This window comes from Myceligenerans indicum, from assembly GCF_016742955.1.
Lineage (GTDB): Bacteria > Actinomycetota > Actinomycetes > Actinomycetales > Cellulomonadaceae > Myceligenerans > Myceligenerans indicum.
The window spans coordinates 1-19,622 of record NZ_JABBYC010000019.1 but is presented as its reverse complement, the minus strand read 5'-3'; the positions used below and the strand labels follow the sequence as shown (position 1 = coordinate 19,622).

Annotated in this window: 22 protein-coding genes; 12 read left to right on the top strand and 10 right to left on the bottom strand. The window is 72.5% G+C overall.

Annotated elements, in window-relative coordinates; all coding sequences use genetic code 11:
* The first annotated feature begins 8 nt into the window (after nt 1-8).
* Nucleotides 9-683, top strand: a complete 675-nt coding sequence (locus HGK34_RS11830) for a response regulator (protein WP_307815923.1) — start codon at nt 9-11, stop codon at nt 681-683.
* A gap of 124 nt (nt 684-807) precedes the next feature.
* Here the strand turns inward: HGK34_RS11830 and HGK34_RS11825 are convergent, their stop codons facing one another.
* Complete coding sequence (locus tag HGK34_RS11825) at nt 808-2,484, bottom strand: sensor histidine kinase (protein WP_307815922.1); 1,677 nt, start codon at nt 2,482-2,484, stop codon at nt 808-810.
* Nucleotides 2,485-2,744: 260 nt separating this feature from the next.
* On the opposite strand from HGK34_RS11825, the gene HGK34_RS11820 reads away from it, so the two are divergent.
* The gene (locus HGK34_RS11820; RefSeq protein WP_201847455.1) at nt 2,745-3,209 is read left to right on the top strand and encodes a CBS domain-containing protein; all 465 of its coding nucleotides are present in this window, start codon (nt 2,745-2,747) and stop codon (nt 3,207-3,209) included.
* Nucleotides 3,206-5,767 (top strand): cation-translocating P-type ATPase, encoded by a 2,562-nt coding sequence (locus HGK34_RS11815; RefSeq protein WP_201847453.1) that lies wholly within the window; start codon nt 3,206-3,208, stop codon nt 5,765-5,767. The genes HGK34_RS11820 and HGK34_RS11815 overlap by 4 nt, the downstream gene beginning before the upstream one ends.
* Nucleotides 5,768-5,769: 2 nt before the next feature.
* On the opposite strand, the gene HGK34_RS11810 is transcribed toward HGK34_RS11815, so the two are convergent.
* Nucleotides 5,770-6,054 carry a DUF1918 domain-containing protein gene (locus HGK34_RS11810; RefSeq protein WP_201847451.1) on the bottom strand — a complete coding sequence of 95 codons (285 nt, stop codon included), beginning with the start codon at nt 6,052-6,054 and terminating at the stop codon, nt 5,770-5,772.
* Between the two features lie 314 nt (nt 6,055-6,368).
* Here HGK34_RS11810 and HGK34_RS11805 point away from each other — a divergent pair, with 314 nt between their 5' ends.
* Together HGK34_RS11805 and HGK34_RS11800 are read left to right on the top strand one after the other, a co-directional pair.
* Entirely contained in the window at nt 6,369-7,079 is a 711-nt protein-coding gene (locus HGK34_RS11805; protein WP_201847449.1) for a PIG-L deacetylase family protein, read from the top strand.
* On the top strand, nt 7,076-7,999 hold the full coding sequence (locus HGK34_RS11800; RefSeq protein ID WP_201847447.1) for a universal stress protein: 924 nt from the start codon (nt 7,076-7,078) through the stop codon (nt 7,997-7,999). The genes HGK34_RS11805 and HGK34_RS11800 overlap by 4 nt, the downstream gene beginning before the upstream one ends.
* A gap of 64 nt (nt 8,000-8,063) precedes the next feature.
* Here HGK34_RS11800 and HGK34_RS11795 read toward each other — a convergent pair whose 3' ends face one another.
* The gene (locus HGK34_RS11795) at nt 8,064-8,303 is read right to left on the bottom strand and encodes a DUF7455 domain-containing protein (RefSeq protein ID WP_201847573.1); all 240 of its coding nucleotides are present in this window, start codon (nt 8,301-8,303) and stop codon (nt 8,064-8,066) included.
* A gap of 136 nt (nt 8,304-8,439) precedes the next feature.
* Between HGK34_RS11795 and HGK34_RS11790 the strand changes: the two genes are divergently transcribed.
* The 4 genes from HGK34_RS11790 to HGK34_RS11775 all read left to right on the top strand — a co-directional run bounded on the left by HGK34_RS11790 (nt 8,440) and on the right by HGK34_RS11775 (nt 10,616).
* The gene (locus tag HGK34_RS11790) at nt 8,440-8,997 is read left to right on the top strand and encodes an HAD family hydrolase (protein ID WP_201847444.1); all 558 of its coding nucleotides are present in this window, start codon (nt 8,440-8,442) and stop codon (nt 8,995-8,997) included.
* A 66-nt stretch (nt 8,998-9,063) separates the two neighbouring features.
* Nucleotides 9,064-9,543, top strand: coding sequence for an Hsp20/alpha crystallin family protein (locus tag HGK34_RS11785; RefSeq protein WP_201847442.1), 480 nt, complete (start codon nt 9,064-9,066; stop codon nt 9,541-9,543).
* A gap of 91 nt (nt 9,544-9,634) precedes the next feature.
* On the top strand, nt 9,635-10,135 hold the full coding sequence (locus tag HGK34_RS11780; RefSeq protein WP_201847440.1) for a pyridoxamine 5'-phosphate oxidase family protein: 501 nt from the start codon (nt 9,635-9,637) through the stop codon (nt 10,133-10,135).
* Nucleotides 10,107-10,616 (top strand): O-acetyl-ADP-ribose deacetylase, encoded by a 510-nt coding sequence (locus HGK34_RS11775; protein WP_201847438.1) that lies wholly within the window; start codon nt 10,107-10,109, stop codon nt 10,614-10,616. Before HGK34_RS11780 ends, HGK34_RS11775 begins: the two co-directional genes overlap by 29 nt.
* Here the strand turns inward: HGK34_RS11775 and HGK34_RS23765 are convergent.
* Entirely contained in the window at nt 10,546-10,986 is a 441-nt protein-coding gene (locus tag HGK34_RS23765; RefSeq protein ID WP_201847436.1) for an RBBP9/YdeN family alpha/beta hydrolase, read from the bottom strand. The genes HGK34_RS11775 and HGK34_RS23765 overlap by 71 nt on opposite strands.
* Nucleotides 10,983-11,717 carry a glutamine amidotransferase-related protein gene (locus HGK34_RS11765; RefSeq protein WP_201847429.1) on the bottom strand — a complete coding sequence of 245 codons (735 nt, stop codon included), beginning with the start codon at nt 11,715-11,717 and terminating at the stop codon, nt 10,983-10,985. The genes HGK34_RS23765 and HGK34_RS11765 overlap by 4 nt, the downstream gene beginning before the upstream one ends.
* 92 nt (nt 11,718-11,809) lie before the next feature.
* On the opposite strand from HGK34_RS11765, the gene HGK34_RS11760 reads away from it, so the two are divergent.
* On the top strand, nt 11,810-12,715 hold the full coding sequence (locus HGK34_RS11760) for a LysR family transcriptional regulator (RefSeq protein WP_201847427.1): 906 nt from the start codon (nt 11,810-11,812) through the stop codon (nt 12,713-12,715).
* Nucleotides 12,716-12,740: 25 nt separating this feature from the next.
* On the opposite strand, the gene HGK34_RS11755 is transcribed toward HGK34_RS11760, so the two are convergent.
* The gene (locus HGK34_RS11755) at nt 12,741-13,595 is read right to left on the bottom strand and encodes a helix-turn-helix transcriptional regulator (protein ID WP_201847424.1); all 855 of its coding nucleotides are present in this window, start codon (nt 13,593-13,595) and stop codon (nt 12,741-12,743) included.
* A 143-nt stretch (nt 13,596-13,738) separates the two neighbouring features.
* On the opposite strand from HGK34_RS11755, the gene HGK34_RS11750 reads away from it, so the two are divergent.
* The gene (locus HGK34_RS11750; RefSeq protein ID WP_201847422.1) at nt 13,739-14,329 is read left to right on the top strand and encodes an NADPH-dependent FMN reductase; all 591 of its coding nucleotides are present in this window, start codon (nt 13,739-13,741) and stop codon (nt 14,327-14,329) included.
* Between the two features lie 86 nt (nt 14,330-14,415).
* On the opposite strand, the gene HGK34_RS11745 is transcribed toward HGK34_RS11750, so the two are convergent.
* Entirely contained in the window at nt 14,416-15,006 is a 591-nt protein-coding gene (locus HGK34_RS11745; protein WP_201847420.1) for a TetR/AcrR family transcriptional regulator, read from the bottom strand.
* A gap of 122 nt (nt 15,007-15,128) precedes the next feature.
* On the opposite strand from HGK34_RS11745, the gene HGK34_RS11740 reads away from it, so the two are divergent.
* Nucleotides 15,129-16,139 carry an NADP-dependent oxidoreductase gene (locus HGK34_RS11740; RefSeq protein ID WP_201847418.1) on the top strand — a complete coding sequence of 337 codons (1,011 nt, stop codon included), beginning with the start codon at nt 15,129-15,131 and terminating at the stop codon, nt 16,137-16,139.
* A 66-nt stretch (nt 16,140-16,205) separates the two neighbouring features.
* Here the strand turns inward: HGK34_RS11740 and HGK34_RS11735 are convergent, their stop codons facing one another.
* The 3 genes from HGK34_RS11735 to HGK34_RS22690 form a co-directional block, all read right to left on the bottom strand.
* Complete coding sequence (locus tag HGK34_RS11735) at nt 16,206-17,144, bottom strand: GlxA family transcriptional regulator (protein ID WP_201847417.1); 939 nt, start codon at nt 17,142-17,144, stop codon at nt 16,206-16,208.
* On the bottom strand, nt 17,141-17,710 hold the full coding sequence (locus HGK34_RS11730) for a cysteine hydrolase family protein (protein WP_201847415.1): 570 nt from the start codon (nt 17,708-17,710) through the stop codon (nt 17,141-17,143). The genes HGK34_RS11735 and HGK34_RS11730 overlap by 4 nt, the downstream gene beginning before the upstream one ends.
* A 68-nt stretch (nt 17,711-17,778) precedes the next feature.
* The gene (locus HGK34_RS22690) at nt 17,779-19,293 is read right to left on the bottom strand and encodes a phosphoribosyltransferase family protein (RefSeq protein ID WP_244666652.1); all 1,515 of its coding nucleotides are present in this window, start codon (nt 19,291-19,293) and stop codon (nt 17,779-17,781) included.
* Between the last annotated feature and the right edge of the window lie 329 nt (nt 19,294-19,622).

Below are 19,622 nucleotides of genomic sequence, written 5' to 3'. Positions count from 1 at the left end.
GTCGAATGGTGGACGCGGAGACGAAATCGACCCTGACGGTGTTCCTTCTCGACGATCACGAGGTGGTTCGTCGCGGGGTCGCCGCCATGCTGACGGCCGAACCGGACATCGAAGTCATCGGCGAAGCAGGCACGGCGGCCCAGGCCTTGGCGAGGGTGCCCGCGCTGCAGCCGGACGTCGCCGTTCTCGACGTGCGGCTGCCCGACGGCGACGGCGTCCAGGTCTGCCGTGCCCTGCGCTCCCAGGTGCCCGACGTCGCCTGCCTCATGCTCACGTCCTTCGCCGACGACGACGCGCTGTTCGACGCGGTCATGGCCGGCGCGTCGGGGTACGTCCTGAAGCAGATCCACGGTACCGACCTGGTCTCGGCGGTCCGCACCGTCGCCTCCGGGCAGTCGCTGCTCGACCCGGCGACCACCGCCCGCATGCTGCAGCAGATCCGCGACCGGGCCGCCCGCCGTGACCCGCTGGCGGCACTCTCGGAACAGGAACGCCGCATCCTGGACCTGATCGGAGAGGGACTCACCAACCGTCAGATCGGCGAGCGGATCTTCCTGGCGGAGAAGACGGTCAAGAACTACGTCTCGACCATCCTCACGAAGCTCGACATGCGGCGTCGCACCCAGGTGGCCGCGCTGTCGGCACAGCTCAAGGCCGAGTCGAAGGCGGAACAGGAAGGCTGAGGGGCGCCGCGGGGAGATCAGGGGCGCGGCACCGCGGACGTCCTGGCGACGCCGGGCACCCTCCGCCGGGCAACATCGCTCCGCCGGGCATCGTCCAGCCGGGCATCGTTCAGCCGGGCATCGTTCAGAGCGAGGCGGTCCACTCGATGACCGTCCCGCCACCGTCGGCGGAACGCACGTCGCACTTCCCGCCCAGCCGACGGGCGCGCTCGGACAGGTTGGCCAGGCCGCTGCGCCTGGTCCCGTCGCCGATCCCCACCCCGTCGTCGGCCACGACGAGCCTCAGCTCGCTCTGCGTCACCGACAGGGCGACGTCGACCTTGTTCGCGTGCGCGTGCCGCACGACGTTCGCCAGCGACTCCTGCACGACGGCCGCCACGTCCTCGGCCATTCCGGCGGGGACGTCGGTGTCGACCAGTCCCTCGAACCGCACCGCGGGAGTGAAGCCCAGCTGGGCCACGGCGTTCTGGGAGATCTCGGTGATGCGGGAACGCAGCCCGTCACCCTCCGCGCCTGTCCCGGCGGTCTGCAGCGCGAAGACGGTCGACCGGATCTGCCTGATGGTGACGTCGAGATCGTCCACCGTCTGCTCGACCCGGCGCGCGACATCCGGCTGGTCCACCAGACGTACCACGCTGATCAGCGTCATCGCGTTGGCGAACAGCCGCTGGATGACCACGTCGTGGAGGTCACGCGCGATCCGCGCACGGTCGTCGACCAGTCCGAACTGCTCGGCCCGGTGGCGGGCGTCCGCCAGCTCCAGGACCAGGGCCGCCTGATAGGCGAACTGCTGGAGCATCCGGACCACCTCTGACGCGAACGGCGTGCTGCCCGGGTCCTTGGCCACCACGACGACGCCCCGCACCTGCTCGGCGCCGAGGGGTATCAGCACCGCCGGCCCCCCGGGGAGCCGCTCCACCAGGGGAGCCGACTCGTCGATGCCCTGCAGCATGTTGACGATGATGGGTTCGCCGGTGGTGTACACCTTGCCCACCAGGCTGCGGTCCACCGGGACCCGGAGGCCCGTGAGCTCGTCGTTGCCGTCGGACGCCGACACCATCATGGTCACGCCCGCGGCGTCCGGTACCGCGACGGCCGCGACGGATGCGCCTGCCATGTGGCGGGTGCGGGAGACGAGAAAGCGCATCGCATCGGCGGTGGGCATGCCGGACAGCAGCTCGCGCGCGATCTCGCCCGAGGCGTCGAGCCACTCCTCGCGGCGCCGGCTCTCCTCGTAGAGCCGGGCGTTCTCGATGGCCACACCCGCGGCGGTGGCCAGCGCGGTGATGATCAGCTCGTCCTGCTCGTCGAACTGTCGCCCGCCGTTCTTCTCCGTCAGGTAGAGGTTGCCGAACACCTCGTCGCGGATCTTGATCGGCACGCCCAGGAAGCCGTGCATCGGCGGGTGCCCCTCGGGGAAGCCGTACGACTCCTCGGCGTCCTGGATCTCGTCGAGGCGCAAGGCGTGGGGCTTGTCGATGAGCAGACCGAGCAGCCCTCGACCGTGCGGCCACTCGGCGATCCTCGCGATCTCCTCCTCCGACAGCCCCACCGGGATGAACTGCGCCAGCTTGCCGTCGGCACCGATCACACCGAGCGCACCGTACCGGCAGTCCACCAGAGAGATGGCCGCCTCGACGATACGCCGCAGCACGGTCTCGATCTCGAGGTCGCGCCCGATGGACACGACCGCCTCCAGCAGAGCATGCACGCCGTCACGCGCGGTGAGGACTGCCTCAAGCCTCGCCTGTAGCTCCTCGAGCAGCTCGTCGAGCTGCATCCTGGGGAAAAGGTGCTGCACGATTCTCGTCCCATCCCGACACGCCGCCCGACCCGACGACACCTCCGACTTTGCCATCGACACCGGCCCCTGTCCACGGCATCCCGCGTTCCGACCCGAACGGGGTCAGATCCAGGACGATGCCGATGGAACATGCCGGGTGAACCTTCTGCTTCACCCACCCTGATCGGTTCGTTCGAACGGTCCCACAGATAGGGACCTTCGCCCCGCGACCGGCCCGCGCGGTCTCCCTATCGTGACTGTAAGGAGGGGAGTATGCCATGGGTACGACGGTTCGTCAGCTGATGTCACGCCAGGTCGAGGTCGTGGAACCGGACACGACCTGCCTGGCCGTGTGGGAGTACCTGACGCGGAGCGGATCCGGCCTCGTGGCCGTCGTGGACGATCTCGGCAGGGTGCACGGCGTCGTGTCGCAGTCCGACATCGCCCTGGCGTGGCTGGCCCACTCCAAGGACCTGCTGCGGATGACCGTCCTGTCGATCCTCACCGGAAGGCTCCGGCCCCGGGTGAGCGTCGACACCTCGGTCAGCCGGGCCGCGCGGATCATGCTCGACTCCCAGCGCGACGCCCTGCCCGTGCTCGACACGGACGGCGCCCTGATCGGCGTGGTGACCCATCGCGACATCCTCGGCGTCGTGGCCCGCGAGGCCGACCCGACGCGAGAGACCGAGGATGACACCGACCCCGCGCCGGTCTCGAACGGCAGCCCTCACCCCGCCCGATGAGCGTCGTCGAGGCGGCGGGCCTCTCGTCCGACCAGGCGGCGGCACGGCTCGCACGCTCGGGACCCAATGCGCTCCCGGCCCCGCCCCAGCCGTCGGCGGTCGGCCGTTTCGTCGGCCAGCTCGTCCACTTCTTCGCGCTCATGCTGTGGGTCGCCGCCGGTCTGAGCCTCCTGGCGGGCATGCCGCAGCTGGGCGTGGCGATCATCGTGGTCGTGGTGCTCAACGCCGTGTTCGCGTTCGTGCAGGAGCGGCGCGCCGACCGCGCGGCCGAGCGCCTGCGCACCCTGCTGCCGCTGCGCATCACCGTGCGGCGCGACGGCCACCGCACGCGCATCGACGCCACCGAGGTGGTCGTCGGGGACGTGCTGCTCCTGGAGGCCGGGGACCGGATCCCCGCGGACGCGACCGCGACGGAGGCCGTCGGCCTGCGCGTCGACACGTCCCTGCTCACCGGCGAGAGCGAACCGGCCGACACCGCCGTGGGCAGCGCCCTGCACGCAGGGACGTTCGTGACCGAAGGAGAGGCGGCGGCCGAGGTCACCGCCACCGGCGCCACGACCCGGCTGGCCTCGATCGCCCGGCTGACGGCCGGCACCCGGCCACCGGCCAGCCCGCTGACCCGCGAGCTGCGCCGGGTGGTCCGGGCGATCGCCGTGATCGCCGTCGGCGTCGGCGGTCTGTTCCTCGTGATCGCGACGGGCGTCGGCATGCCCGTGTCGCACAGCGTGGTCTTCGCCGTCGGCGTGACGGTGGCGCTGGTCCCGGAGGCCCTGCTGCCCACCGTCACGCTGGCCCTGGCCTGGGGAGCGGAGCAGATGGCCGGGCGGCAGGTGCTGGTCCGCCATCTCGACGCGGTGGAGACCCTGGGATCCACCACCGTCATCTGCACGGACAAGACCGGGACGCTCACGCTGAACGAGATGACCGTGGTCGAGGTGTGGACACCCGCAGGGACCGCGACCGTCACGGAGCCCGGCCACGACCCCACCGCGCCGGTCACGTACGGCGGCCCGGACGGTCAGGACGCGGTGCGACGGCTCGCCCGGGCCGCCGCCCGCTGCTCCACCGGGTACGTGCGGTTCATCGACGGCCGCTGGGTGCCGCACGGCGACCCGATGGAGGCCGCGCTGGACGTGCTGGCCCGACGCACCGGCGTCGACACCGACCGCGACCGGGCGGACGGCACCATCAGGCGCCGGTTCCCGTTCGACCCGAGGCGGCGCCGCATGTCGGTGCTCGCGGGCGACGAGGTGATCGTCAAGGGAGCGCCCGACGCCGTCCTGCCCCGCTGCAGCGACCCGGGCACCGCCGCCGCGACCGTCACGGCCCTGGCCGCACGCGGGCTTCGCGTGCTCGCCGTGGCGGGGCGGACGGCGGCGCGGGAACCCCGCGACGCTGCCGAGGCCGAGACCGGACTGCGGCTCTACGGCCTGGTCGGGATGGAGGACCCGCCACGACGCGACGTCGGGCCGTCGCTCGACTCCTGTCGCCGGGCCGGCATCGCCGTGGTCATGGTCACCGGTGACCACCCGGCCACCGCGCGGGCCATCGCGAACGAGGTGGGACTGCGCACGCCGGACGGCGCCGTCGTCTCCGGCGCGGACCTGCCCGCCGACGACGAGGCACTGGGCCGGCTGGTGAGCGACGGCACCGTGATCGCCCGGGTCTCGCCGGAGGACAAGCTGCGCATCGCCCAGGCCTTGCGGTCACGTGGCCACGTGGTGGCCATGACCGGGGACGGCGTCAACGACGGCCCGGCCCTGCACGAGGCCGACATCGGCATCGCCATGGGCCTGTCCGGGACCGACGTGGCACGGGAGGCGGCCGACCTCGTGCTGCTGGACGACAGGTTCGCCACGATCACGAGCGGCGTCGAGCACGGCCGTGCCACCTTCCTCAACATCCGCCGGTTCCTGACCTACCACCTCACGGACAACGTCGCCGAGCTCACCCCGTTCGTCATCTGGATGCTGTCCGGCGGGAACTTCCCGCTGGCGCTCGGCGTGCTGCAGATCCTGGCGCTCGACATCGGCACCGACACCTGGTCGGCCGTCGCCCTGGGCGCCGAGCCGCCCGGCAGGCGCGTCCTCGAGAGGCCGCCCGTCACCGGGCGACTGCTGAACCGCTCCGTGGCGCGCCGGGCCTTCGGCATCCTGGGACCCACCATCACCCTGGTCTCGCTGGCCGCGTTCGTCTCCTCGTTCGCCGCGGCCGGGTGGCGGCCGGGCGAGCCCTTCCCCACGGGGTCCACGGCCCTGACCGCGTCCGGTGCCGCGTTCCTCGCGGTGGTGATCGGCCAGGCGGCCAACGCCTTCGCCTGCCGCAGCTCGACGCGGCGGCCCGGCACGCTGGGCTGGACGACGAACCGGCTGCTGCTCCCCGCCGTCGGCATCAGTCTGCTCATCTCCCTCACGGTCCTGTACGTGCCACCGGTCGCGACCGTCCTGGGCCAGCAGGGGCCGTCACCGGCGGGATGGCTCGTCGCCCTCGGGGCGGCGCCGGCGGTGCTCGGCGTCGACGCCCTGGACAAGGCGATCCGCCGGAGCAGGAGCCGGTGAGCTCATCCGCGGGCGGACGCCCCGACGCCGCCCGGCCCCTTTCCCGCGTGCCGCACCTCGTGGGGCTCCTGTCCGGGATGGCGGAAATCGTCGTCCGGGCCGCCGAAGTGCTGGACCACCGCATCGGATCCCGGGAACACCAGCGTGGTGCGGCCCGAGTCCGACCACTGGACGAGATAGGGCGGACTCCCGTCCGGGCCGCGGACCTCGAGCACCTCGCCGTCCCGGACCGGCTCACCCAGCTCGTGGCCCTGGACCACGAGCCGGTCCCCCGTCCTGGCCCACATCGATCCGCCCTCCCCCGCACCTCCGTGCCCGGCCGGTCCGCGGACCGCGGACGGCCCGGTGCGGTGCTCGTGTTCCCGGGCTCCTGTTCCCAGGCTCCTGTTCCCGTGCTCCTGTTCCCAGGCTCGCCGGACCTCCGGCCCCGGCGACACGGCCGGAGGTCCGCACGCATGAGGACGAAGGGCCCTCGACGGGAAGTGCGACCGGCCGGCGGGAGCACCGCGGGCACGCCATGACCGGCCGGCGGGCCGAAAGTCCCGAGATCGCGGCCTCTTCGGCACTACGAACGCGAGACGGGTGATGTGACCGTGTTGGCATGGAACGAACGAAAGGAACCACCACACCACTCCCTCGCGTCCGGCACCTCCTCGTGGTGTGCGCCCATCCGTACGACGCCACCTTCGCGATGGGTGCGGCCGTCAGCGCCTTCGCGGACGCCAGGACGTCCGTCGACGTGCTCTGCCTGACCCACGGCCGCCGGCCCGACCGGGGAACCACGCGCAGGCTGGCCCGGGCACGCGATCTCGGGGAGGCCGCACGAGTCCTCGGCGCCCACGAGGTCACGTTCCTCGAGCACGACGCCGGCGAGCTCGCCGCCGTGCCCCTGGAGCACCTGACCGACGAGATCGTCCTGGTCGCCGACGCCGCCGACGCGCTGATGGTCGTCGACGCCCGCGGACCCGAGGCCCATGAGGACCACGTACGCACGATGCACGCCGCGTTCCAGGCGGCCGAGATCCTCGACGACCCGCTCTACGGCTGGACCCTCGTCCCCCCGCCGCCCGGCGAGGACGACCCGGGCAGCGATATGGTGGTCACGATCGAGGTGGATCGCGACCGGCAGAGCGACGCCATCGACTGTCACCGTGACCTCCCCGCGGACGATCCCATCCGGGACCGCTGGCGTGCACACCGGGGACCCCGCGAGCACCTGACGGTCCTGCGGCCCGAACGCAGCCGGGAAGCCGCGGGGAACTCCGGCACGACTCAGGCACGTGACCACAGCAGTGAACGGAGCCGGGCATGACCGACCGGATCAGCAACGGCCAGATCGTCGTCGGCGTCGACGGCTCCTCCGACAGCGGCGTCGCGCTCGACTGGGCTGCCGCCGAGGCGCACGCGCGCGCGGCGGGCCTGCTCATCGTGTACGGCCTGCACGTGCCCCTGACCGTCGGGCCGTACGGCACCCCGTCGATCATGCCGGCGATGGAAGACCTGCGGCGCTACGGCGAGGACGTCCTCGCCGACGCCACGCGGAGGGTGGCCGGGCAGGCCCCGGGTGTCGAGGTCGAGACCTGGCTCGCCGCCCACCCCCCGGCCGAGGCGCTCCTGCAGGCGTCGCGTGACGGCGCGTCGCTGGTCGTGGTCGGCACGCGCGGGCTCGGCACGGCCGCGGCGATCGCCATGGGCTCGGTGAGCAACCAGGTGGCCACGCACGCGGCATGCCCGACGATCGTGATACCGGAGCCCGAACAGGCCCCGCCGGACGACGGCTCGATCGTCGTCGGGGTCGACGGGTCGGAGCACGGCAGTGCCGCCCTGCGGTTCGCCCTGCGTGAGGCGAGCCTGCGATCCGCGAAGGTCGTCGCGGTGCACGCCTACCGGGCACCGGCGCCGCCGTTCACCTTCTTCAACCCGGCGGGCACGGATGCCGCGGCCGAGGCCGAGCGGCAGCACGCCCAGTCCCTGGTGCGCGCGGAGGCATCCGTGGACCAGGCGGTCGCCACCGCGGCCTCGGAGACCGGGGTCGAGGCCGACGTCACCGTCCGGATCACGGAGGGCAGGCCCGCGGACGTGCTGATCGACCAGTCCCGTGACGCGGCGCTCACCGTGGTGGGCACCCGCGGGCACGGCGAGCTGCGGGCCGTCGTGCTCGGATCCGTCAGCCACGCCGTCGTCTCCCACGCCCGCCGCCCCGTCGCGGTCGTCCGGGCCGACGCCGCCTGAGGTCGATCCGCGCAGAAGGCCGATCCGCGCAGACGTCGGCGTGTCAGAAACGGCCGCCGACGCCTCAGCGGAAGCGGGCCGCGGCCGCGACGCCCGAGGCCGGGATGTCATCCATGCTGAGCGCGACGAGCTGCAGGGCGGCCCGGTACTTCCGGGCGTGATGGCCGCAGAAGTACAGTTCACCGCCGCGGTCGAGCAGGACGCGGAGGCGGGCACGCATGCCGCACCGGTCGCAGGTGTCGATCTGGTCGGGCAGAGCACGCACGTGGCCGGAGATGCCACGTACACGGGACCACAGCGCCATCACGTTGCCTCCTCCGTCGTCGGCCGGCCACTTCGACACTGTCCCGGCCCGGCGAGAGCATCCAGGGCCATTGGTCCCTCCCGGACGGGCCACGGTGCCCTATCCGCCTGCCGACGCCGATGGTGCCCTGGTGTTCATGACGCAACTCACACCCGTGCACCCGGCCGTCGTCCGCCTCGACCGGATCGCCGGGGCGATCTTCGACCTGGACAGCGTGGTGGCCACGACGGCCTCGGCGCACGCCCGGGACTGGACGCGGATGTTCGACGCCGCGGCCTACCCGGCCACCGTCCAGCTGATCCGCGACCTGCGCCGGCACCGGGTCCGCACCGCGATCGTGGCGGCCGGCAGGCACTGCGAGAAGATCCTCGCGGCCGCCGGCGTGACGCAGTTGTTCGACGCCTGCGTCGACGGCATCGATGCCGACAGGTGGGGCACACCGGGAGGACTGGGACCGACGACGTTCGAGCTGGCCGCACAACACCTCGAAGTCGCTCCGTCCCGCTGCGCCGTCGTCGAGGAAGGACTCGGCGAGGCCCTCGACGGACTGAGGGACTTCGGCATGGTGATCGGCATCGACCGCACGGGCGACCGGACCGCCCTCCTCCACGAACACGGAGCGGACGCCGTCGTGCACAACCTCACCGAGGTACGCCTGGCCGATCCCACGACTCCACCGAGTCCGAACATGTGACGAAAGGCCCTAAAGAATGCCGCCGTCGCGGTACAGCCTGAGGGGGAACGAAGGAGGTGATCGAGCATGAGCTTGATCAAGCGGGAATCTCGGGCCACCACGCCGCACGACCTGTTCGGGCGCTTCGACACGATGTTCGACGAGTGGGCGCGGTCCCTGCCGTTCCGCCGGGGCAGCGGGCAGGAGCTGCGCTGGCCGTTCCGCGACGACATGATCCGTGTCGACGAGTACCACGACAAGGACGCACTGGTCGTCCGCGCGGAGATCCCCGGGACAGACCCCGAGAAGGACGTCGAGGTGACCGTCGGCGACGGCATGCTGCGCATCTTCGCCGAGCACGAAGTCGAGGAACGGGACGAGCAGAAGGGCTATCTCAGGCGCGAGCTGCGATCGGGCAGCTTCAGCCGGACGCTCCCGCTCCCGGAGGGCGTCTCCGGAGACGACATCGCGGCCTCCTGCAAGGACGGCATCCTCGAGATCCGGATTCCCCTGCCCGAGACACCGGAACCTGCCGAGGCGAAGCGGATCCCCGTTGCCAAGGGATGATGTGGCCGTTCACGACCCCGAGACAAGAAGGATGACCCCCCGGGCCCGGTCCACGACCGGTCCGGCGTCGAACATGCGAGGACGACGGAGCATGACCGAGATCAGCGAGGGCGAGACGACACTCGAGCGGCTGAGCGCCGAGGAGTGTCACGCGCTGCTGGAGACGATCCCCATCGGAAGGATCGTGTTCACCGAGAACGCCCTGCCGGCGATCCAGCCCGTGAACTTCGTCCTCGACGGGACCGACATCGTGGTCCGGACGCGGCGCGGCTCGAAGCTCGTGGCAGCCGCGCATCATGCGGTCGTCGCGTTCGAGGTCGACGACTACGACCCGGACCTTCGGACAGGATGGTCCGTCGTGCTCATCGGCCGTGCCCGCGTCGTGCGCGACGAGGGCGAGCTGGAGCACCTGCGCAGGCTGCCGCTGGCGACGTGGGCCACCGGCGACCGGCCGCACTTCATCAAGGTCGAGCCGAACATGGTGCGTGGCCGCCGCCTCCGACGGGTCGGGACGCATCCTCCAGCGGCCGGCGAGCGGTCCCCGCAGGTGGAACAATCGAGGGATGGCCAGGATCCGAGCGCTCCACGGTGACATCACCGCACAGCGTGCCGACGCCGTCGTGAACGCCGCGAACCGCGCGATGCGTGGCGGAGGCGGGGTCGACGGCGCGATCCACCGGGTGGGCGGCCCCGATGTCCTCGCCGACTGCCGCCGGCGATTCCCGGCGGGGCTGCAGACCGGCAACGCCGGCTGGACCACCGCCGGGAACCTTCCGGCGCAATGGGTGATTCACACCGTGGGGCCCAACTGGAACCGCGGGGAGCGGGACCCGCAACTCCTCACGTCGTGCTATCGCCGCATCCTGGAGACCGCCGACGAGCTGGGCGCGCTGACAGTCGCCGTCCCGCTCGTCAGCGCCGGCAGCTACGGCTGGCCGGTCGACGACGCCGTCCGCATCGCCGTCGAGACCCTTACCACGACGCCGTCGCAGGTCGAGGAGATCACACTGGTCGCGTACACGCCGGGGCTGCACCGCACGATCGAGTCGCGGCTGCACCGGTCCGCCGCATGAGGCCGCGAAGGATCCGCCGCCCCTCGGGCCAGGTCCCGAGCCCGCTCGCGTCGTTCAGGTGGCCGGCGCCCCCGATCTCGATGAGCTCGGCACCCCACGTCGCGGCAAGTTCTCGCGTCCATTCCGGGGTCGCGTAGGGATCGTCGTTCGACGCGACGACGGTGACCGGAACCGGGAGCCGGCGACGGACCGTCCGGAAGCCTCCCGCCGTCGCCGCGGCCGGGAACACCGGACCCGACGGATCGGGGACGGCTACCAGCAGGGCTCCGACCACCGGGCCCGGCCCCTGCCCGACGAGCCACGAGGCAGCGGTGAGACAGCCGAGACTGTGCGCGACCAGTGTCGTGGGGGTTCCCTCCGCGCGCGTCACCTCCCGGCCGCCCGGTCGGCCACGCCGACGGCAACGGCACGACGCCCGCGCGCCCGGTGGCGGGCCGCCACCACGAACGCGTCGATCACCGGATGCGGCTGGGTGTCCGCGAGCTCCGGCTGGAACGCGGTGCCCAGCCAGAACGCCTCCCCGGGCAGCTCGACGACCCGGGGCTCGCCCTCAGGGCTCCGCGCGGACACCACCAGTCCGGCCGCGACCAGGGGTTCCGCATCCGCGGCGGTCAGCCCGAAGGAGCAGTGGAACCGCTCGAAGCTCTGCTCGCCGAGGGCGGCCACCGCCCTGCTGCCGGGGACGACGTCGATCTGCCCGCTGTGACCCTTCAACGAGCAGGCGAGCTCCGTGATGAGCGCCGTCGACGACGGAGCGGCCTCCCGGGCGCCGCGGCTCTCGGCATGGTGGGCGTCGACGCCGACGACGGTGCGCGCGAACTCCAGCACCATGTGCTGATACCCGCCGCACGTTCCGAGCAGCGGCGTCCCGTCCGTCCGGGCATCCCGGATCGCCTCGACGACCCGCGCCTCGTCCGCGTACGGGGAGCCGGGGACGACCCAGACGCCGTCGAACGCGGAGGCTTCCCCGGGCACGAGCTGGTCGGTCGGGAGCCAGTGCAGGTCGACGTCGTCGTACGCGGACACGATCCGCGGGATCTGCTCGTGCGCGCGGACCGCCGTCGAACGGTCCCCGACCAGGGCTATGCGTGTGGGGTTCATGTCCCCATGCTGTGCGCGCACGGGGTATCACGTCCAACGATGATTCCTGATGCGACGATCGCTTTTCCTGATGGCCGAGGGATACTGACCGCGTGGACACACGCGCCCTGCTCAGCCTGACCACCGTCGCCGAGACCGGTTCGTTCTCCCGTGCGGCCGCCGCGCTGGGGTTCACCCAGTCAGCCGTCTCCCAGCACGTGGCCGGCCTCGAGAAGGCCGCGGGCGCCCCGCTCCTCACCCGCCGCCCGTCGGTCGCCCCGACACCGGCCGGCCGGGAGTTCCTGCGGCACGCCCGGCAGATCCTGGCCCACGAACAGGCCGCGCGGGCCGCGGTCACCCGGCTGACCGGGCGCGACGCGGACCGGCCCGTGTCCGTGAGCAGCACGCCCGCGACCGAGCACCTCGTGCCGACGGCCGGCCCGCTGACCGCCGTCGTCGTGCACGACGCCGCGACGGCGTCCGCCGCCCTGGCGTCCGGAGGCGCGGACGTCGCCGTCGTCGACGGGATCGCCGCGCCGCGCGACCCGCTGACCGGAACGGACACGGACCTGATCGTCAGGCTGGTGGCGGAGGCGCCCGTCGGGGTGCTCCTGCCGGCCGACCATCCGCTCGCGCGGCGTCGGGTGCTCGATCTGGCCACGCTCACCGACACGCGGTGGCTCGACACGACGAGGACCCGGTGCGCGACGTCGGACCTCTCCGCCGCCGCGCGGCTCCGGCTGCGTCGCGGCGCGGTCTACTCCGGCAGCTCGACGGACACGGTGGCATCGCTCGTGCGCGCGGGCCACGGCCTGCACGCCGCACCGATGTCCGGAGCCCTGCCCGACGACGACCCCGCCGCACCCGCGCCCGACGGGCTCACGGTCGTTCCTCTCACCTCGCCCCGGCTCGTCCACCGGATCGAGGTACGCACCCACGCCTCGGCGCGGCCGGCCGTCCTGAGGCTGGCGGAGGCCGTCGGGTCGCCGGGCCGAGGAACCGGACGCCCGGCGCTCTGACCGCGGGGAGCGTCGTGGCGGCGGCTCAGGGCACCGCGCGCAGGTGGCCCGTCCGCCTGCTCTCGAGCCGTTCGAGGGCCGCCGCACTCGGGGCGTCGGCCGGGAGGTGAACGACCACGCGCTGGGCGTCGTCGGCGGAGAGTTCGAGCACCTCGTACGCCAGGCGGAGCTCACCGGCCTCGGGGTGGTGGAACCGCGTGATGCCGGTGGCCGCGGCCAGGCCCGGGACGGTCTCCACGCGCCGGGTGAACTCCGTGCCGGCCGCGACGGTCAGCTCGTCCGCCAGCGCGGCGACGTTCGGGTCGGCGCGGAACGGGCCCTGCTTCAGAGCGGCGACCGTCTGGTCGGCGCGGTCTCCCCAGTCCGGGTAGCAGATGCGGGCGCGGGGATCGGTGAAGACGAACCGGGCGAGGTTGGCCGGGGCTCCCTCGTCGAGAAGGCCGGTCGACCCCATGAGACGGCGGTACCCGTCGGTGCAGGCCAGGATCTCGGTCAGACGGTTCAGCACGACGGCCGGAGCGGGTTCGAGGTGGTCGAGCACGGCGCGGACGGACGGCCGTACCTCGCGGCTCGGCAGGGTGTCTCCCATGCAGCCGAACGCGCCGTCGCCCGTCTTGATGAGCCGGTACAGGTGGACGCGCTCACTCGGCGTGAGCCGCAGCGCGTCGGCGAGGGCCGCCAGCACCGGCGGTGACGGGCGGCGGTCACGCCCCTGCTCGAGACGGGTGATGTACTCGATGCTCACGCCGGCGAGCGTGGCCAGCTCTGCCCGCCGCAGGCCCGGCGTCCGGCGGCGCGGCCCCGCCGGCAGGCCCACCTGCGCCGGGGTGACCGCCTCCCGGCGGCTCCGGAGGAACAGTCCCAGCTCGTTGTCGCTCACCCTGGGCACGGTACAAGGCGGGCCCGCCGGAAGGGTGGCCGGGTCAGTACCACCATCGGCCCGGCCTTCCCGGCGGTCCGCGCCGAGCCCAGGGTGGAGACGCGGCGGCCGACCGGTCGCCCGACCGGAACCCAAGGAGAGACATGTCCCGGCTCAAGCTCGCGGTGATCGTCGGCAGCGTCCGGAAGGGGCGGTTCGGCCCGGTGGTGGCGCGGTGGATCGCCGACCTGGCGGCACAGCACGGCGCCTTCGAGGTAGATGTCATCGACCTCGCCGACGCCGAACTGCCGCTGGAACTTCCGGCCACCCCGCCCGCGCTCGACCCGAACCCGCCGCGGCCGGACGGCATGACGGACCTCACGCGGCGCCTCGGCGCGGCCGACGCCTTCGTCGTCGTCACCCCCGACTACAACCGCAGCTTCCCGGCAGTGCTCAAGGCGGTGATCGACTGGCATGTCACCGAGTGGGACGCCAAGACCGTGGGCTTCGTCGGTTACAGCGGCACGAGCGGCGGCCTGCTCGCCATCGAGTCGCTGCGGCAGGTCTTCAACGAGCTCAACGCGCACACGGTCCGCGGCTACGTCTCGTTCCCGCGCTACTACCTGATGTTCGACGAGCACGGCGACCTTCGGGAACCGGAGGAGCCGACGGGCGCCGCGAAGGCCATGCTGGACCAGCTCCACTGGTGGGCACGCGCCCTCACCGACGCACGGTCCACGCTGTCCCGGTCGTGAGGAGCCGCCGTTCCGCCGGTGCCCGGACCCTCCAGTACGCCCGCACCGGCGAAACGGCCGTCCCGCCGGGCCTCGGGCACGGTCCGTCAGGCGCCGGGAGCGTGCTCGACCAGTTCCTCGGCCGCCCTCAGGCTCCGTGCCGCTTCGGCCGGTGCGATCCGGACCAGGGCGAAAGCAGCCACGACCAGCCCGGTGACGACGTCGGTGAGCCGGTCGCGGTCCTGCCCCGGCACGGCGGGCAGGCGCGCGTCGACCCCCCGGGCGAATGCCGTGCGCAGTTCCTCGCGATACTCGTCGATCACCCGGGCGATCTGCGCGTCGTGCGCGATGGGGGCGCCGGCGGCGTTGATGAGCAGGCAGCCGTTCACCGCGGACATCGACCCCACCCCCTTGAGCGCCCTGCCGAGCCCCTGGAGGTACTCGGTGATCGCGCCGGGTGCGACGACGTCCTCGCACAGGGGCCGCAGCCGCGGGCGGATCACCTCGTCCAGGTAGCTCTGCACGACGGCGTCGAACAGCCCGCGCTTCGAGCCGAAGGCGTTGTAGATGCTCGACCGGCTCAGGCCGGTCGCGTTCTCCAGGGCCGGCACGCTCGTGTCCTCGTACCCGTGCTCCCAGAACAGCGACCGCGCCGAACGCACGACCACCTCACGTTCGAACGCCGGGGTCCTGGCCATACGCGTGACCTCCTGTGACGAAGACAGCTTTCCGGAACGACCTGTCCAGTATATATTGGAAGGGTCGTTCCAGAAACAAGACCTCTCGACCGGGAACCCCGACAGAAAGCGATCCAGGAGCCATGACCGAGTTCACCAGCACACAGATCCAGCTCGCCGCCCGCCCTCACGGCTGGCCCACCGCGGACGACTTCCGCACCGTCGAGGTCGTCCACGGCGACCTGGAACCGGGTCAGGTGCGCGTGCGCAACGAGTTCGTCTCCGTCGACCCGTACATGCGCGGCCGGATGAACGACACCCGCAGCTACGTGGCGCCGTACGCGATCGGCGGCACCATCACGGGCGGGGCCGTGGGCCGGGTCGTCGAGTCCGCGGCACCCGAGGTGCCCGTCGGCGCGGTCGTGCTGCACCAGCACGGCTGGACGGACACCGTCCAGGCCGACGCCGCCACGTTCCGTGTGCTCCCGGAGATCCCGGGCATGCCGCTCTCGCTGCACCTGCACGTCCTCGGCATGACGGGCCTGACCGCCTACGTGGGGCTGACCACCATCGCCGGGCTGCGCGAGGGCGACACGGTCTTCGTCTCGGGCGCCGCCGGCGCCGTGGGAACCGCCGTGGGGCAGATCGCCAAGCTGCTCGGGGCGAAGCGCGTGATCGGCTCGGCCGGCTCCGCCGAGAAGGTGAAGCTGCTCACCGAGAAGTACGGGTACGACGCCGCGTTCAACTACAAGGACGGGGACGTCCGCGGCCAGCTCGCCGCCGCCGCACCCGAGGGCATCGACGTGTACTTCGACAACGTCGGCGGCGACCACCTGGAGGCCGCGCTCGCCGCGTTCAACGACGGCGGACGTGCCGCGCTGTGCGGCGCCATCGCGATGTACAACACCACCGACCGCGTGCCGGGCCCGGACAACCTGGCCAACATCATCACGCGCGGGCTGACCCTCAAGGGGTTCACGCTGGCGTCCTACCTGCACGTCGCACCGGAGTTCCAGGAGAAGATGACTCCCTGGTTCTCCGGCGGGAAGATCGCGTACGACGAGACGATCGTCGACGGCATCGAGAACACCGTCGACGCGTTCCTCGACATGATGCGGGGCGCCAACACGGGCAAGATGCTGGTCCGCGTCTGACCACCGAGACTCGCCGCCCGGGTCCCCGGGCGGCGCGCACGGACCAGGCCTGACCGTAGGACGAGGTCAGCCCTCAGGCAGTGCGGCCGCACTCCGCAGCCGGCGCAGCATCCTCGGATCCTGGAAGCCCACCGTGCGCGCTGCCGACTCGACGGTCGCGCCGTGGCCGATGAGCTGTTCGGCCCGCTCTCGCCGCAGGATCTGCTGGTAGCGCAGGGGCGTCAGCCCGGTGGCGCGGGCGAACTGCCTGGTCAGCGTCCGCTCGGAGACTCCGGCGTGGGCGGCCAGCTCAGCGAGCGGGAGTGCGCGCGTGAAGTGGGCGTCGATATGGTCCTGCACGCGGTGCACGGTGTCGTCGACGTGCGAGCGGTGTCGCAGCATCGCGCTGGCCTGCGGGTCGGCACCGTTTCGGCGGGCGTGGACCACCATCTCGCGGGCCACCCGTGCAGCGAGCGCCGGACCGTGCCGCGCGGCGAGCAGGTACAGCGAGAGGTCGATCCCGCTGGCGATGCCGGCGGAGGTGACGACGCCGTCGTCGGTGGTGAACAGGACGTCGCGCACCACCCGCGCCCTCGGGTACCGGGCGGCCAGGCGGTCCTGCACGGCGTGGTGCGTGGTGCAGCGCCGTCCGTCGAGCAGCCCTGCCTGACCCAGCGCGTCCGATCCCGCGCACACGCTGGCGACGGTGCCGCCCGCCGCGTGATGCGCGGCAAGGCGTTCCCGCACCGGCTCGCCCAGCCGGGGCCATGTCACCGGGTCGTTCCCGATCCGCCATCCGGGGACGACGACGAGGTCGCGGGGGCACAGGGCCGGCCAGTCGGAGCCCGCGACCAGTGGGAGGCCCTGCGCCGAGGGCACCCTTCCGGCGTCGGGCCCGGCTTCTCCCGAGACATAGTGCAGGTCGTGGCGGTGACCGAGGTCCGTCGCCGTGAAGAACGCCTGCGCGGGGCCCGCCAGGTCGAGCAGATGGACCCCGGGCAGGAGCAGGAAGACGACAGTGGTCACCCCGCCGATGGTGCCACCTCGGACAGCGAGGCGGCCTCCGCCTCCAGCTCGGCGACGGTGGCGATCCGCGCGAAACGGTCGCGCAGGACGGTCTCGGTACGTTCGAGGATGTCGGCGGCGCTGAACGGGCCCAGCGGGTCGGTGCTCGTCGCGTCGCTGACGAACGTCAGGTCGTAGCCGAGGTCGGAGCCGATGCGCGTGGTGGTCTCCACGCACTGCTCGGCCCGGATGCCGCAGACGCGCAGCTCGGTCACGCCGTGGGCGGTGAGGATCTGCTGCAGGTTGGTCGTGGTGAAGGCGTTGTGGGACGTCTTGTGCAGCACCGGCTCACCGGGCAGCGGGTCGCTCAGTTCCTCGAACAGCCGGACGTGACCGGACTCGGGGTCGAAGGGGCCGCCAGATCCCGGTTCGGTGTGCAGCACCCAGACCACCAGGTCACCGGCCGCGCGGGCCAAGGAGACCAGCCGGTTGACGGGTTCCGCGACACCGGGGTTGAGCGTGTCGGCCCACAGCGGGCGCACCCGGAAGGACTCCTGGACGTCGATGACGATCAGTGCTCGGTTCATGGCTCCAGTCTGTGCCCGACGTCCTGCCGGCGGGAGGCCCGATCCGGGCGCCTGGCGGACGGATCCGGTCAGGACAGGCGCGTACCCGACCCTGCTGGACCGGCCGCGGGCCCGCCGCCCTCGTGACTGCCGAGGTGCCGCAGGAACCAGTCCCGCGCGAGCTCGGCGACCTGGTCGAGCGCGCCCGGCTCCTCGAACAGGTGGGTCGCTCCGGGGACGACGGCGAGTTCGCACCCGCCCGGCATCGCGGCCTGGGCGCGGCGGTTGAGGTCCAGCACCATCCGGTCATGCCCACCCACGATCAGCAGGGTCGGTGTGGTGACGAGCGCGAGCCGTTCCTCGGCGAGGTCCGGTCGGCCACCACGGGAGACCACCGCCCCGACGTCGACGCGAGGGTCGGCCGCGGCCCACAGTGCCGCGCCCGCCCCGGTGCTGGCTCCGAAGTACCCGATCGGCAGGGCGGCGGCCTCCGCCTGGGTGCGCAACGAGAGGGTGACCTCGACCAGCCTGCGGGCGAGCAGCTCGACGTCGAACACCCTGGCACGGTCGAGTTCCTCGTGTGGCGTGAGCAGGTCGAACAGCAGCGTCCCCAGCCCCGCCTCGTGGAGTCGCGCCGCGACGTAACGGTTTCGGGGGCTGTGCCGGCTGCTGCCGCTGCCGTGGGCGAACACCACGATGCCCACCGGAGTCTCCGGGATCGTGAGATGCCCTGCCAGTCGCGCCTGGTCCGCCAGGACGTGCACCTCGTCGTCGACCAGAGGCGGGTCGTCGGGTGCTGCGGGCCCGGGCTCGGCGGGGGCCGTCGGTGGATCGGCCGCGGACGGCGGTGGATCGGCCGGTGGCAGGCCGGCCTCCGCCGGTGGCGGATCGGCGTCGGCCGGTGGCGGATCGGCATCCGCCCCTGGTGGGTCGGCCTCCTGCGGCCGAACGGCGACCTGCGCGGTTCCGCGCCGCCTGGCCCGGTCGAGGAGCTCGGAGACCTCCTCGTCCGAGGTCTGCCGGAAATCGCGGTACCACTGGCCGACCGACATGAACCTGGCCGGCTCGGCCAGGCACACCACCTCGTCGGCGTCACCGCGCAGCGAGCGGACGGCGTCGGTGGAGCCCACCGGCACCGCCAGGACCACTCGGCGGGCACCCTGCGCCCGTGCCACCTGGCAGGCGGCACGGGCGGTGGCCCCCGTGGCCACGCCGTCGTCGACGACCAGTGCGGTCCGGCCTGCCAGCCCGATCCGCTCGTGCCCGCCACGGAACCGCTTCACGCGGCGGGACAGCTCCGTGCGTTCGACCTGCTCGGCCTCGGCGAGTTCCTCGGCCCCCAGGTCCACGCGCCGCACGACGGCATCGTTGAGCACCAGGACGCCGCCTTCACCGACGGCGCCCATGGCCAGCTCCGGCTGATAGGGAACACCCACCTTGCGGACCACGATCACGTCCAGTGGCGCGTCCAGCGCGTTCGCGACCTCGAACGCGACCGGGACGCCACCGCGCGGCAGCCCGAGGACCACGACGTCCTCGGCGCGCAGGGGTTCCAGGCGCCGTGCCAGCCGGCGCCCCGCGTCGGTGCGATCGCTGAACAGCATCCTGATCCGCCTCCCCTCCAGACTATCGTCCGGGAGGCGGGTCGCTACCCCGCCGGAGCCGTCTCGGCCTGACGACGGACCCGGTCCAGGACCGGGGCCGGCGCCCCGACGTCATCCGGACGGGCGCGCTCGGGCATGTCGGCAGCGTGTGCGAGCCTCAGGGCCACACGGGCCCGCCGTCACGCCAGACGACACCGCGGTTGGTCAAGTCCCAGGTAGTGGTGTAACCGTTTCGTAATCCTTCAGGTTGTGGGTGGTCAGGCGGCAGTGGGGAGTACAGGCTGGTCAGAGTTGGTGGTGATGGCGGTGGTGGTGTCCTCGGGGGTGGT